Here is a 14,887-nt window from a genome sequence, read left to right on the forward strand (position 1 = left end):
GGCATTCTTATGACTAGCATCAATTCTTCTGTTAAAAGCGCCTTTGCTTTCGTACTGTTCATGCTTTGCCAGGCTTGCCGTGAAAACCTGGAAGAATCCCCGTTTTCTTCCCTGAGCAAGGACGTTGTCTTCAAAGATGAAGACGGACTGAATCAGGCTACGATCGGGGTTTATCAGGCCTGGACCGCTCCCGATTTTTCCGATATAACAAGCCGCTTTATTCTGGCTGAATCCGGCCATCGCTATGCCACTGCGGGAATTTTGGGTTCGGGTTCCGATCCTTATTACCGTTTTGGTCATGTGGCTTCATCTGGCGCATTTGAAGCTGTTTGGGCCAGATTTTACAAAATCATTTTTCGTGCCAATACGGTCATTGATAATGCAAAACAGGCAGTTCCGGCCGAAGAGGAAGAAGCTGATCCGTACCTTGCAGAAGCAAGATTTTTACGGGCATACGCCTATTTTAATCTGGTAAGGCTTTTCGGAGGTGTTCCATTGATAGTAAAGGAAATCAAATCACTGGATGACACCGAGCTCATATTTGCGCCGAGAGCAACCGATGCAGCTGTTTATGAGGCGATTATTGCGGACTTGACTTTTGCTGAAAACAATCTGCCGGATTCCAGAGGAGGAGCAGAGCTGGGCCGTGTCTCGGCAGGAACCGCCAAAGCGCTGCTTGGAAAAGTTTATCTGACCATGGCGGGCAAGCCGTTATCCAGAACGGAAAATTACCAGAAAGCCGTAGATAAACTGAGTGAACTGACCGGTCCTGAGAATGAAGAAAAATATGATTTCGAATTACTGCCGGACTTTGCGGATGTCTTTGCGCTCAGCAATGAACGTAACCGTGAAATTGTGCTTTCCTTTGGTTATTTCATCAATTCTTCCAACCCGAACGGCAATATTCTTCCCTTCAATCTCTTTCCGTCCGGACTAGTCAACGGCGATGAGCAAACCAATTACGGGCTGACGTATGCGTTTTACCAACAATACGAAAAAACCGATACCCGCCGGGATTTTACGCTTGTGGAACGTTACGTCTTCAGGGGCACTGCAAGAGCCGGCGCAGAACCGGGCGACAGCCTTATTTATGAACCCGGAACAGGCAATTACATTAACAAACGTACCAAAACGCCACTCGGCCATAACGATTTCAGATACGGAATGGCTTACGGAAAACTGGCCCGTGAACCGCGTCCGGCCGGCGCTGCCATTCAGGGTTACAGTGCCGATCTTATTGAGATGCGGTTCTCGGATGTTTTACTTTGCCTTACAGAAGCATTGGTGGAAACAGGCAAAACAACGCAGGCACTGCCGCTGCTCAATCGCGTTCGCGCGCGCGCCAAGGCAACTGCGCTGAAGCTGGCGACAGCGGCAGAACTGAGAACAGCCATCCGCAAAGAACGGCGCCTGGAACTGACGGGCGAGTTCAACACGGTATTGGATATCCGCCGCTGGGGAACGCTGAATGAAGAGATAGCAGCCATGTCGTCGGATCAGATTGTGGACAATAACCTGGTGCCTTACACGCCCAGACTGGAACTTTACCCGATTCCGCAATCGCAGATGGATGCCAATCCGAATCTTGTACAAAATGCCGGCTGGTAATTGATCTGATCATTCAGGTTTTTCCGGCATGGCCTGAACGGTAAGTGATTTCATACTACTTTTGTATTCAAATCGGCAACTATGAATTTACCCGGAAAATACCTTCATAAAGCGTTTGCGCTACTGTGTTCTGTATTACTGATTGCTTCCTGTCACCATCCTTTGACCGTTGCCACAAGCAATTACAAGCAGTATGCGATTGATGCACAAACCGGTGCAGATTCGGCTTTTATAAACTACTATTTGCCGTACAAGGAAAAAATGCAGGCGGAAATGGATAAGGTTATCGGCCAGACCGAACAGGAACTTACCAAACCTGCAGCGCCGGAAACGCTGATGGGCAACTTTTTTGCAGATGCCCTGCTTACCGAAGGATTAAAGAAAGATCCGTCTATTCAGTTCACACTTTCGACCAAAGGCGGCTTGCGTACCACATTTCCGAAAGGCAACATTACCGTTTCGCATGTGTTTGAACTCATGCCATTTGAGAACGAAATGGTGGTGCTGAAACTCACTGGTGAAAATGTCCGGAAGCTGATTGATTTCATTGTGAACAAAGACGGTGAACCCATATCCGGCATGCGCATGAAAATCCGGAACAAACAGGCCTATGACGTTACCATCGCTGGCCAGCCTTTTGATGTAAACAAGACTTACAACCTGCTTACGTATGATTACCTTGCCGATGGAGGCGACGATCTGGAATGTCTGCGAAATCCGCTGGAAAGGCATGAAATCAACAAGAAAGTAAGGGATGCACTGCTCGAAAATATCACGGACTTAACCCGGCAAGGAAAAAAAATCAACGCTCAGCTCGATGGAAGAATTGTTATTGAATAAAAACAGCCGCAGGGATTTTCTCAGGAAGACAGGTGCTGCCGCAGCGTTAATGACATTGGGTCCGGTACCGTTTGCTGCATTGGGCAAAGATGCCGTCGTACAGCTTACCATTCTGCATACCAATGACGTACATAGTCGTATTGAGCCATTTCCCATGGACGGATCGCGTAATCAGGGCCTTGGAGGCGTAGCGAGAAGGGCTGCATTGATAGCGAAAATACGGCAGGAACAAAAGCATGTACTTCTGCTGGATGCAGGTGATGTTTTTCAGGGAACGCCCTATTTCAATCTGTACGGCGGCGAACTGGAATTCACGCTGATGAGCAAAATGGGATACGATGCGGCTACCATGGGAAACCACGATTTCGACAACGGGATTTCCGGTTTTGTAAAACAGCTTCCGCATGCGAATTTTCCGTTCATCGTCAGCAATTACAATTTTGATAATACCGAGCTGCAGGGAAAGGTGTTACCGTACAAGGTATTCAAAAAAGGAAGTGTAAAAGTCGGTGTTTTCGGGCTGGGCATCGAACTGGCCGGTTTGGTAAACAAGAAAAATTACGGCGGAATCGTTTATACGGACCCGATTGCCAAAGCCAACGAAATGGCTTCACTGCTGCGAAACGAACTGGGTTGTGAAATGGTGATCTGCCTTTCGCATCTTGGCTATAAATACAAGGACGACAAAGTGTCGGATCAGGTTCTGGCACGTTCAACCAGAAATATTGATCTGATCATCGGAGGCCATACGCATACGTTTATGAAGGTGCCGGAAGAAATCATGAACCTGGACGGTAAGCCGGTTCATGTAAATCAGGTTGGATTTGCAGGAATAAATCTGGGCCGGCTGGATTACTTTTTCCATAAAGAAACAGGAAAGAAAAAAATGGTGGCTTCTGTTTGCCCGGTAAATGAATACGGCATGGTATAGCAGCGGCCAAATGTCAGTCGATATGCAGAAATTGCTGTCTTATTTTTTCTTCTTCCAGATCAAGCTGCGCCAGGTGCTGCCGGATCACTTCCTCTTCAAACATGGCTTTTTTATTGAATTCATGCAGCAGCGACCTTTTATGGTTTAATAATTCTTTGGCAATCGCCCGGTAAGCAGCAATATCCGCAAAGCCGGAACTGATTTCTTCGGGCTGCTGAATATGGTTCAGAAATCCGATATCGCCTTCAAGCTTGTATATAAGGCTCTGCAACAAATCATTCTGCGTGATCTGATCTGCAAAGCGGGTATTGATCATGTTCAGCGATTCCTCCGCCAGTTTCCTTCGGATCATGACATCCTGCTCGTGTGATGACAAGGAATAATCCAGTTCTTTTACATTCATCCACCGGATAACCAGCGGTAACGTAAGACCCTGAAAAACCAGCGTCACCAGGATGACCACAAAGGTGATGAAAAGGATGAGGTTACGCTGGGGAAAAGGCTGTCCGTAATCGGTAAGCAACGGAATGGACAATGCCGAAGCCAGCGAAACCACACCGCGCATCCCGGCCCAGCCGAATATGACCGGCCCTCTGAGTCCGGGCCTGCTGTCGGCTGTCGTAATAAATCGGCTGATCATTACGGTAAAGTAGGAGGCACCGATGGTGCTTGCCATGCGGGTTACAATAACAACCATTGAAATGATCAGTCCGTATTTGATGGCTTCTGAAAGCGAGGTTTCACCCAGTTGCCTGACAATAACCGGGAGCTGTAAACCAATTAACATGAAAATGATTCCGTTGAAAACAAACCCGACCGTAGACCATACCGTATTCGTATACATTCGGCTTAAATGACTGAAAATAATCTGGCTGCGGCTGGAAAGGAACAATCCGCCGGTGACAACCGCAATAACGCCTGAATAATGGAACTCTTCGGCCGTAATGTACATGGCATAAGGTGCGACAAACGTCAGCGTCGTATCGATACTGGGCGTTGTAGGCATCCATCTGTGAATGGCATATAACACCAGTGCAATGAGTAGCCCGATGGCAAATCCCATGATAATGACCATAAAAAAGCTGCCGACTGCATCGGAAAAAACAAAAGTCCCGGAAGAAATCGCTATGACTGCAAACCGGAATACGATGAGGCTGGAAGCGCCGTTGAGCAAACTTTCACCTTCTATGATGGTAATCAGCCGTCTGGTTACCTTTATGTCTTTCAGGATGGAAGTGGCAGCCACTGCATCGGGTGGCGATATGATTCCGCCCAGTAAAAAGCCAAGGGCCAGCGTAAATTCCGGAATCAACAAATGGTTGACGTAAGCGATCACGCAGGAAGTCAGAATTACGATGCCGAATGCAAACGAGCCGATTACGCGCCGCCATTTCCAGAAATCTTTCCAGGATGTCTGCCATGCCGCTTCGTACAAAAGCGGCGGCAGGAAAATCAGAAAAATCAATTGGGGATCTACCGTAACCACCGGCAGCCCGGGAACAAAACTCAGCGCCAGGCCCCCGATTACCAGCACAATAGGGTAGGATATTTTGATCCGCTGTGCCAGCATCACCAGAAAAAGTATAACGACAATCAGCGAAAGGTAAAGGATAATGGTATGATGCATAGGAGGACTCTGATGACGAACTTGGTTATTTTACAAACAGTTTGATTCCGCTAGTCGATTTGAGTACAATCTGCGGCAGCATGCCAACCGGATGAGAAGGATCATTTTCAAATGTAAACCGTTTGACAAGCGCCGCCAGAATCAGCTGCATTTCCATCAAGGCAAATTGCTGTCCGATGCAAATACGAGGTCCGGCTCCAAATGGAAGATAATTGAACTTCGGTCTGTTCCTGACGTTTTCCGGACTGAAATTTTCCGGGTCAAACGTCAGCGGATTGTTCCACAAGTCGGGATTGCGATGAAGCTCAAAAACAGACAGAAAGATGGAAGTGCCTTTTCCCAGCCGGTAACCTTCAATTTCGGTATCCGATACTGCCTCACGCGTCATGGTCCAGGCCGGCGGGTACAATCTTAATCCTTCTTCCACAACTTGCCGGGAATATGGCATGGCCATCAGCTGTTCGAAGGATGGCACATCCTGAAAGATTTCGGCTTCTTTTCTGAGTTTTTCCACGATGGCGGGCTGCCGGGCAAGTTCCCACAAGAGCCAGCTCAGTCCGGTTGCAGAGGTTTCATGTCCCGCGGCAAACATGGTGATTGCCTCATCCCGGATCTGCTGATCGTTCATCTGTTCGCCGGTTTCTTCATCGGTACTGTCAAGGAGCAACTGAAGCAGGTCATTGGGTTTTTCACCGGAAATTCTGCGATCCTGAATGAAGTCAAAAACAAGCTTGTTAAAATAACGCAGATCCGTGCGGAACTGGCGGTTTTCTCCATTCAGTGCCATGAGTGGAATACGGTACGGCCTTCTTACGCGAGTAACCAGGTATCTCTGTGTCCGGCTGACCTGCTGGTAAATTTTTGCCTTATCCTCGTTGGTCATGTTCCCAAACAATGTTTTCAGTGCAATGTCGGCGGTAATTCCCATCATACTGGCATCGATGTCAATGGAATTCTTGCCTCTGAAAATTTCCATTTCATCCAGAAACCGTGAGGTCAGCGTGCCCATGGCAAGAAAAAGTTCCTGCAACCGTTCACGGTGAAAAGCCGGCTGAACAAGCCTGCGCTGCCGTAGCCAGAAATCGCCGTCACTCGTTACCAGTCCGTTTCCAAGAACCGGATACAGCATTTTGGAAGAACTCCCTTTTTTGAAATTACGGTTATTCTGCTGCAGTATATGCCTGAAAAAAGCAGGATCACGGCTGATCACAAATTCCCGGAACAACCGGAGTTTATAGGTGCTGCCGCATGTTTCAAAACCCTGATGAAGGTAACGAAGCGGGTCGCTTGCAAATTTAAGTGGATCAAACAGGCTTATTTTTCCGATGTTAAAAACAGGAACAGGAGGCATCGTTACAAATGGTTTGAGAATAATTGCAAGTAAGCCATTAGACAAACAAAAAACCACCCTGATTTCAGGATGGTTTGACAATTTCAGGTAATTAGATGTATTGCTTTCAGCGATTAGCCGTCAGACGTTAGCTTTTAGTGTGTAAGTAACTATTCACTAACAGCCATTAGCTAACAGCCTCAAAAAATCACTTCTTGCCGGCAAAGGATCGTAACATCCAGGTATTTTTTTCTTTATACTGCATAAAGCGGTTTACCATATCATTGGTACCATCGTCGCCGGCTTCTTCCGTAGCCATCAGCAGAACACGTTCCATTTCAATCAGCTTCGCCATATCGTCAAGCAATGCATCCACCATCTGCAGATCCGGCATACCGATGGTGTCTATTTCCTGAATGCTGGATTCATTGATATAGTCCTGAAAACGGCTGTGCGGCGGTTTCCCCAATGTCAATACTCGTTCGGCAATTTCGTCAATGGTTTGCTGTGCGTTGGTATATAATTCTTCAAACTTCACATGCAAGGTGAAAAAGTTCTGTCCTTTGATATTCCAGTGGCAGCCTCTGAGTTTCTGGTAATGAATATGGTAATTGGCAAGATAGTCGTTCAGAAGATCTACAGCAGGTTTTACTTCCTGTTCATTCAGGCTGATCGTTTCGGCATTCATAATATGATGTATTAGGTTGATGTTAATTCCATTTTGACCATACCAAAATCATACCAGAATTAGGATGTAAAAGGTATATACGTCCACAGAGTCAACATTCAAAAACCGCCTCGTACTGGCATTCAGACATAATTTTATTGGCTCGGACTGTACAGCGGCATGATCCTTTAACGTTTGTATCTCAACAATTATCCGATTTACAACATGCGTATTGAAAAACTTAGATTGCTCAGATTACAGATTGTATTATTCCTTGCTGTCGGACTAATCACACCGGCTTTTGCACAGGACAAGGAAGAAGAAAAACTGGAAGCTGCTATTAACGTACTGAACGGTTTCAGCGAAATGCAGGAGAATATCCCGGCACAACTGCTGGCTATTTCCAAAGGAATTATCATTGTACCGAGAATGATCAATGCCGGGCTTATGATTGGCGGAAAACACGGCAAAGGCATTGCCATGGTGAAAAAAAGCAATGGAGAGTGGAGCGATCCGGTTTTTATCACGATTACAGGCGGCAGTATCGGGGCACAAATTGGGGTGCAGGCGGTAGACCTTGTTCTGATCTTTAAGAACAGCAAAACGCTTACGGATATCGGGAACGGCAGTTTTACACTGGGCGGCGATCTTTCCGTAGCAGCCGGACCGATGGGCAGAAGCTCTTCGGCAAACACGGATTACAAGTTGGAAGCAGAAGTTTATTCCTATTCGAGAAGCAAGGGGCTTTTTGCCGGAATTACCCTGAACGGAGCCGCACTGGGCGTTGACAGCAAAGCAAACAACGCGTTTTACGATAACTTTTCAGATGCGAAAACCGTATTTACCCGTTCCAATGATTCTTCCAAAACAGTTAGAGAATTAAAAGAAACACTGGATGATCTGAATTGATTTTCCTGAGCCTCAATTTATCAAGAAATCATTCCAATAAGTAGAACTTTCTACTTTGTCAAACTGAGCCAGATAATCCCAAAGCTCAGTTTGACAATTCCTGAAACGAACCAAAATCCCAGTTTTCCAAAAAGTCCATGACTATCCATGACAATCACATGACTATTCATTACACTCCATGACAATCCCTGACAACCTATGACAATCCATGACGTCACAAGTCAAACCGCTTCACAATTCTTTTCATTATAAAACTTGATTTCCCCTGTCTTTTCGCTTCTGCATTTGATTTTCCCCGTCACCTTTGTAACAGCTCCTTTCTGAATGGATTCATGATTCAGAATAATCCAGACATCCGGTTTTCCTTTGATCTTTACACGGGTACCGTCGAAGAATTTCTGAACACTGGCCATTGTATCTTTTTACTTTTTGTTAAACAATCCTCAAATATTGCCTTTTTTCATTTCTTCCACTGCATGGTTTGCCGCCCGTGCCGTAAGTGCCATGTAAGTCAACGAGGGGTTTTGCGTGGAGGTGGAAGTCATGCAGCCGCCGTCTGTCACCAGCACATTTTTGCAGTGATGCAGCTGGTTCCATTTGTTCAGCATGGAAGTTTTGGGGTCGTTACCCATTCGTATGCCGCCCATTTCATGGTTTTCACTGCCGGGATTGCGCTTGGTATCAGCGGTTTTGATGTTTGTAAATCCTGCTTTTGACAGCATTTCACTGAGTTCGGTATAAAAGTCCCGGACCATTTTCATATCATTGTCATCAAAAGCCACATGCATTCTCAGCTGCGGAATTCCCCATGCATCTTTCAGTTGCGAGTCAAGACTTACAAAATTGTTTTCTTTCGGAATCGTTTCGCCCATCATCTGAATGCCGAGGTTCCAGCCGCCGTTTTCTGTGCCAAATAAACTTTCCTTTAAAGCCGTTCCGATTTCAGAAGTATCATTTCCCATTTTGGAAGCTGAAAAAGACGCTGCGTATCCGCGCAGAAAGTCCGTTTCCTGTTTGAATACATTCCTGAAACGCGGAATGTAAGCACCGTTAGGCCTGCGTCCGTCAACGGTAAATTCATGAAAACCGTCGTAATCCGCACTGACACGGCCGCGGTAATTGTGAAAACCGATGTATTTGCCAAGTACGCCGCTGTCATTACCGAGTCCGTCTGGAAAACGGCTGGACCGGGAATTCAGTAAAATAAGATTGGAGTTTATGGCAGAAGCATTTACAAAGATAATCCGGGCATAATACTCTGTCACTTCCTTCGTCAGCGCATCTACAACCCGCACGCCGGTTGCTTTCTGCTTTTTCTCGTCATAAATAATGGAATGAACAACCGAATGCGGCTTCATTGTCAGATTCCCCGTTCTTTCTGCCCAAGGAATGGTGGAAGCATTGGAACTGAAATAGCCGCCGTACGGACAACCCCGCTGACACATGGTGCGGTGCTGGCACTTGGCGCGTCCCTGTTCCGTATGGATCGGCTGCGGATCAGTAATATGTGCGGCCCGGCCAATGATGATCGGTCGGGTATTCTGATAATTTTTGGCTGTTTGCTCACTGAAATGCTTTTCCACGCAAGTCATTTCATGCGGCGTAAGAAATTCTCCGTCCGGAAGCTGCGCGAGTCCGTCTTTGTTACCTGAAATTCCTGCAAATTTCTCCACATAACTGTACCACGGCGCAATATCGGCATAGCGGATCGGCCAGTCAATGGCAAAGCCGTCGCGCGCCGGACCTTCAAAGTCATAGTCAGACCAGCGTTGCGTCTGCCGTGCCCAGAGCAGCGATCTTCCGCCAACCTGATATCCGCGCATCCAGTCAAACGGCTTGTCCTGCACGTACGGGTGTTCTGCATCTTTCACCACGAAATGCATGGCATCTTCCTTGAAAATATAATGTTTGCTCGCGATCGGATTTTGCTGCCGGATTTCCAGTGAAGGCTGGCCGAGATGTTCAAATTCCCAGGGCTGCATCCAGGCCGTTGGGTAATCTTTAATGTGCCTGACATCCTTTCCGCGTTCCAGCATCAGCGTTTTCAGGCCTTTTTCGGTCAGTTCCTTTGCCGCCCAGCCGCCGCTGATTCCCGTTCCGACCACAATGGCATCGTAAGTTTGTCCTTTTACAGCATCTATATTAAAGTATGGCATATCCATCGGTTTTTATTTCTTGTTCCACAAATTGGGGAGCAGTTTGTCATGCAGTAAAAGCCGCCAGGTTCCCCAGTCATGCGCGCCTTCGCCGCCGATAAAATACTCATGTCTGATTCCCCGTTTTTCAAGTGCTTCATGCAGCGCAGCAGACCTTTTACCCACAAAATCCAGCTCGCCGCTTCCAAGTCCGACCAGCAGATAATCCACTTTCTCTTTTACCTTCGGATCATTGAAAAAAGAGGGGTTGAGTTTTTCCGGTTCCAGGTCGCCGGCGCTCATGACGCCAAATGAACTGAACAGGTCCAGTGCTTTGAATCCTACCGCTTCGGTATGCCTTCCGCCCATTGACAATCCGGAAATGGCGCGGCCTTTTCGGTCGGTTACCGTACTGTACGTTTTATCTACAAACGGAATGATATGGTTCCGTAGTTCATTTTCGAACAAGGTATATGTTTTTTCCAGATGCTGCGGGTGATTCCGGTGTAAAACCTGGTTGTTCGGCATCGCAATGATCATCGGAACCATTTTACCTTCCGATAAAAGATTATCCGCAATGAAGTTGGCACGCCCATCCTGCGACCAGCCCGAAGCAAGTTCCCCGCTTCCGCCCAAAAGATACAGTACGGGATATTTTTTGTTTTTATTATAACCCGGTGGCGTGTACACAAACATTTCCCTTTCGCCGTCCAGTACATCCGAATGATAAATATGCCGCGTCACGCTACCGTGCGGAACATTGCGTGCATCGTAATACGCCGGACCTTTGTCAGGAACGATCACGCTGCTGTAACCGGGCTGATTGGAAGAACCTGTGAAAGTATTGTTCGGATCAACGACCTGAACGCCATCCAGTATAAAACGGTACACGTAAATGTCCGGTTTCACCGGTCCGACGGTCAGTGTCCATATTCCGTCAGCACCTTTTACAAACGGAATGGGTTGTTTGGTTTTCAATGCGAGCAGCATGGGCCCGCCGGTCAGTTCCGCTTTTTGTACATCCGGCGCTTTCAGCCGGAACGTAATGGTATGGTCATCATGAACTTCCGGCGAAACGACATTGCCGCCGTATGGAAAAAGATTCTGCGTATTTTTCTGAGGGTTCCAGTCCAGATTTACATTGGCTTGCTGCGCATAGGCATACGGAGCAACCGAGCATAAAACGGCTGAGAGTATGCGGAAGCATTTACCTGATTTGTTCATTTATTGAATGTTTCTTTGTTTTGGTGACCAAGTATAACTACCATTTCAAAGTCAGGGCAACAGCCGGATTACTTGTAAATACCGGAATAAAGTAAGTTGCTGTCCGAATTCGATTCCTTGAAATCAACTTTTCTGGAAATCAAAAAAAATCCGTGCATAGATCGATAGGATCATACACGGATCAGGGTGTTGAATGGCAGGTTAAAGAAATGAAACCGAAATTTGTATCTAGATCTGTTTCAGCGTTTTGAAGATTTCGGCATGCGGCTGTTCGCCTTCAAAGGTTTTCACCAGCTTGCCGGATTTGTCGTAAATCGCAATGTAAGGAAACGAACGGATCTGATAGTAGCGCTGCACGGCATAGGAAGTGCCCTCGGTTCCTACTTTCACATTGGAATAACTTCCCAGATTGTACTGCGATACAAACGGCTTCAGCATATCCATGGCCTGAAAAGTCACCATCACAACCTGCTTGTTGGTAAAAACGTTGAAGTTCTTGATCATGTCTTTGGTAAAGTTCTGGCAATGTTCACAATCCGGGGAAAAGTAGATAAGCACCACCGGGCCGGCAGCCAGTTGCGAGGAAGTAAATTGCTGGCCGTTGGTCAGACGGATCTGAAACGGGGCGATTTTATTTTGTACTGCCTGCGAGAATGCAAGGTTTCCAACGATTAAAAAGAAAAACAGGAATATTAATTTACGGCTCATTGCTATCAGAATGATACAAGTTTAAGATTCTGCAAGTTATTACACTTTTGCTGTTTTATCCTGATCTGCAGCACGTATGTTTGTTAATTATTCTGAACGAATGATACTCAGCCCGGTTTTTTGCAGGGGCATGAAAACGGCAAATGATCCCATGAACTTGTGTCGGGAAAATGCTGCGTTGCTCAGTTGGGCGTGAAGTTCACCATCCAGTTAATGCCGAACTTGTCTGTGAACATGCCGAAATAATCGCCCCAGAACGCTTTTTCCAGCTGTACAATCACCTTTCCGCCTTTGGAAAGTCCGTAGAAAAGTTTATCCGCTTCCGCTTCACTTTCCGTTTGAATGGACAAATTATAATTATTTCCTTCAATCAGCCGCTGGCCCATGGATTCCAGTGCATCGGTGGCCATCAGTATCGTTCCATGACCAATCGGCAAAGCGATATGCATGAGTTTCTCCTGATCCTGCTCGGGCAGATTGCCTGCTTCAGGCGTATCTTTGAACCGTTGTACGGCCAGAAATTCGCCTCCGAAAACAGATTTGTAAAAGTTGAATGCTTCCTCGGTATTACCCTGAAAGTTGAGATACGGATTGATTGTTGCCATTTTTGTTTTATTTGGTTGTTTGAAAAATCGGTCAGGAATACATCATGGATTCCGGATTGATGATCTCATCAGCAAGAATTTCTGCATAAAACCCGAAATCATGCAGCAGGCGGATCAGGCACTCGGACTGTACCATACCTTCTGTAAAGGAAATCCGGAGAATCCGGTCACAGTCTTCCAGATCAAAACTGGCTTGGTACCCGGTGAAAATGCGGTTAATCTGTTCGATCAGTAAATGAGCCTGATCGTTGCTTTCAACATTGGTCTTGAAAATTTCTACCATATTCTGCATATCCTTCCAAATTCATTTCTGAGTGATCAAATGCGAAATTAAAAACGGGTATAAAGGCAAATGTTGTTGGTACAAACTAACCACAAACCAGCCAGTTCGAAAGATGCAATTTGCGACATTCAGAGGGGGAGAATGTGACAATTACAACCGCTGTATCCTGATAAAACCAATTTTCTATCCTACTCGCCGAATACCGTAATCAACAGGTTTCTGGCGCCTCCGTAGTTCCGGTGTTCGCACAGGTATATTCCCTGCCAGATTCCCAGCGCCAGTTTTCCGTTCCGGACGGGAATTTGCACGCTGCTGCCCATTAAGGAAGCTTTCAGGTGCGCGGGCATGTCATCCGGACCTTCGTCGTCGTGCCTGTAATCCGGATCATTTTCAGGAACTGCTTTGCTGAAATACATTTCAAAATCCTTCCGGACGGTCGGATCCGCATTTTCGTTGATCGTCAGCGATGCGGATGTATGCTGAATGAAAACCTGACACATCCCGGTTTTTATTTCACTTATCTGAGGAATAGCCTGCATGATTTCAGAAGTAATCAGATGGAACCCTCTCCGGCGTTCTTTTAACTGCAACGGCTGCTGAAATATTTTCATGCTATACTTTTACTTGAAGGTTTAAACGGGTTGCTTTTCGGTTTCTTCTTCTAATTCCGGATGAATATACTGACCGGACAATGCGCTGTAAGCCGGCGTTTTCATGGCGATCAAAGTGACGATCAAACCGATGATGCCGGTGACCGTAAACAAAAGGGCCAGTCCGCGGGCGGTTCCGGTACCGAACCAGGATCCGATGAGATGGACGCCGGCACCGGTGGTCATAAACGGGATGAAAATGTATTTGGCAATCGGCCCGATCATGAAAGCCGTCAGTGGCGAAGCGGCCTGTTCGATGCTTTGTGCAAAACCAAAAACCCGGCCCTGTCTTTCCGCAGGAATCACTTTCTGAAGGATGGTCTGTTCCGTAGCTTCCACAACCGGTATCAGGCAAAGATAAATGAACATACCTGTGGCCAAAAGGACGACCGATGCCTGAATGGTAAAGAAAATACAAATGCTCCACATGATGATGTTCGAGATGAAAAGCACCTTTAATGGGTTTTTGCCCAGACCGGTTCTGGCGACAATCAGCCCGCCGATGATAAATCCCAGACTCAGAAGCCCCCACAAGATTCCCCAGGTTTGTACCGAAACCAATGAAAGGCCGTAAGCATCCATTAAAGACATGAACACGCCGCCCAGAAAGTTATTGAACGTATTGAAGAAAATCAGTCCGAAAAGTCCGGGTACAATCCTGACCGAAGCAATCGTTCCGCGAAGATCGATGCTTTCCAGATGAGATTCGGTATGAACGATTTCCTTTTCTTCCATATGGATGGTCAGCAAATGCAGAATGACCAGTACGGTCAGTGCAACGGCAAGCAAAAGCATCCACTGCATACCCATAAAACCGATTACCAGTCCGCTGAAAATGGAAGCAACCAGAAATGAAACCCCATTTGCCGTTCCGACCAGGCCGTTTGCCTTGTCCCGCGTTTCTTCGGGAATAAGGATCGTGACCACCGTGGATAAGGCAATGGAACGTATGTTGCCCGTTATTGCCCCGAACAGTGTCAAGATGATAAACAGCCACAAACGGATGCTTTCCGGATTTTTGAACATGTTTTCCGGCGTGGATATATAAATGATCAGCGCGGTTACATACAAAATGAGGGTCAGGATGCCCGACAACATCATGGATGTTTTCTTGCGGTAGCGATCTACCACGGAGCCCAGGAAAAAACCGGAAGCGGCTACCGTAGCCAGATACACGCCTGCCATGACCGAAGTAGCCACAACGGACTGCGTTTGCAGGTAAACCCAGAATGTAACGGCAAACCAGACAAAATTGTTGGTCATGGATGCAGCCAGCGAATTGACCAGTATAGCGTAAAATGTTCTCATATCTTTCCGTTTCTAAGCAGCAATTGCCTTGCCGGGTTCAGGTAAATTCAGATCCGAAAACC

Annotated in this window: 15 protein-coding genes; 4 read left to right on the plus strand and 11 right to left on the minus strand. The window is 46.7% G+C overall.

Annotated features, from left to right (window positions below):
- Positions 1–9 precede the first annotated feature (9 nt).
- From FEM55_RS03365 to FEM55_RS03375, 3 genes are all read left to right on the plus strand, one after another.
- On the plus strand, positions 10–1,608 hold the full coding sequence (locus tag FEM55_RS03365; protein WP_138279891.1) for a RagB/SusD family nutrient uptake outer membrane protein: 1,599 nt from the start codon (positions 10–12) through the stop codon (positions 1,606–1,608).
- A gap of 81 nt (positions 1,609–1,689) precedes the next feature.
- A complete protein-coding gene (locus FEM55_RS03370; protein ID WP_138279892.1) occupies positions 1,690–2,448 on the plus strand; it encodes a 5'-nucleotidase C-terminal domain-containing protein in 759 nt (252 codons plus the stop codon).
- A complete protein-coding gene (locus tag FEM55_RS03375; protein ID WP_138279893.1) occupies positions 2,426–3,379 on the plus strand; it encodes a metallophosphoesterase in 954 nt (317 codons plus the stop codon). The genes FEM55_RS03370 and FEM55_RS03375 overlap by 23 nt, the downstream gene beginning before the upstream one ends.
- Positions 3,380–3,392: 13 nt before the next feature.
- Here the strand turns inward: FEM55_RS03375 and FEM55_RS03380 are convergent, their stop codons facing one another.
- The 3 genes from FEM55_RS03380 to FEM55_RS03390 all read right to left on the minus strand — a co-directional run bounded on the left by FEM55_RS03380 (position 3,393) and on the right by FEM55_RS03390 (position 7,024).
- Positions 3,393–5,006: a Na+/H+ antiporter gene (locus tag FEM55_RS03380; protein ID WP_138279894.1), complete on the minus strand. Its 1,614-nt coding sequence runs from the start codon at positions 5,004–5,006 to the stop codon at positions 3,393–3,395.
- A 25-nt stretch (positions 5,007–5,031) separates the two neighbouring features.
- Complete coding sequence (locus FEM55_RS03385) at positions 5,032–6,402, minus strand: cytochrome P450 (RefSeq protein WP_229209069.1); 1,371 nt, start codon at positions 6,400–6,402, stop codon at positions 5,032–5,034.
- A gap of 142 nt (positions 6,403–6,544) precedes the next feature.
- Positions 6,545–7,024, minus strand: a complete 480-nt coding sequence (locus tag FEM55_RS03390; protein ID WP_138279895.1) for a Dps family protein — start codon at positions 7,022–7,024, stop codon at positions 6,545–6,547.
- Between the two features lie 204 nt (positions 7,025–7,228).
- On the opposite strand from FEM55_RS03390, the gene FEM55_RS03395 reads away from it, so the two are divergent.
- The gene (locus FEM55_RS03395) at positions 7,229–7,912 is read left to right on the plus strand and encodes a lipid-binding SYLF domain-containing protein (protein ID WP_138279896.1); all 684 of its coding nucleotides are present in this window, start codon (positions 7,229–7,231) and stop codon (positions 7,910–7,912) included.
- A gap of 221 nt (positions 7,913–8,133) precedes the next feature.
- On the opposite strand, the gene FEM55_RS03400 is transcribed toward FEM55_RS03395, so the two are convergent.
- The 8 genes from FEM55_RS03400 to FEM55_RS03435 form a co-directional block, all read right to left on the minus strand.
- A complete protein-coding gene (locus tag FEM55_RS03400; protein WP_138279897.1) occupies positions 8,134–8,325 on the minus strand; it encodes a hypothetical protein in 192 nt (63 codons plus the stop codon).
- Positions 8,326–8,355: 30 nt separating this feature from the next.
- On the minus strand, positions 8,356–10,068 hold the full coding sequence (locus tag FEM55_RS03405; RefSeq protein WP_138279898.1) for a GMC oxidoreductase: 1,713 nt from the start codon (positions 10,066–10,068) through the stop codon (positions 8,356–8,358).
- Positions 10,069–10,080: 12 nt separating this feature from the next.
- Positions 10,081–11,271: an esterase gene (locus FEM55_RS03410; protein WP_138279899.1), complete on the minus strand. Its 1,191-nt coding sequence runs from the start codon at positions 11,269–11,271 to the stop codon at positions 10,081–10,083.
- A 228-nt stretch (positions 11,272–11,499) separates the two neighbouring features.
- Entirely contained in the window at positions 11,500–11,979 is a 480-nt protein-coding gene (locus tag FEM55_RS03415; RefSeq protein ID WP_138279900.1) for a TlpA family protein disulfide reductase, read from the minus strand.
- A 182-nt stretch (positions 11,980–12,161) separates the two neighbouring features.
- Positions 12,162–12,584, minus strand: a complete 423-nt coding sequence (locus FEM55_RS03420) for a VOC family protein (protein WP_138279901.1) — start codon at positions 12,582–12,584, stop codon at positions 12,162–12,164.
- Positions 12,585–12,615: 31 nt separating this feature from the next.
- Positions 12,616–12,876: a hypothetical protein gene (locus FEM55_RS03425; RefSeq protein WP_229209070.1), complete on the minus strand. Its 261-nt coding sequence runs from the start codon at positions 12,874–12,876 to the stop codon at positions 12,616–12,618.
- 179 nt (positions 12,877–13,055) lie between these two features.
- On the minus strand, positions 13,056–13,478 hold the full coding sequence (locus FEM55_RS03430) for a secondary thiamine-phosphate synthase enzyme YjbQ (RefSeq protein ID WP_138279902.1): 423 nt from the start codon (positions 13,476–13,478) through the stop codon (positions 13,056–13,058).
- Between the two features lie 21 nt (positions 13,479–13,499).
- Positions 13,500–14,825, minus strand: coding sequence for an MFS transporter (locus tag FEM55_RS03435; protein WP_138279903.1), 1,326 nt, complete (start codon positions 14,823–14,825; stop codon positions 13,500–13,502).
- Between the last annotated feature and the right edge of the window lie 62 nt (positions 14,826–14,887).

Origin of the sequence: Dyadobacter sediminis, from assembly GCF_005860765.1 — a bacterium.
In the GTDB taxonomy this organism is placed as follows: domain Bacteria; phylum Bacteroidota; class Bacteroidia; order Cytophagales; family Spirosomataceae; genus Dyadobacter; species Dyadobacter sediminis.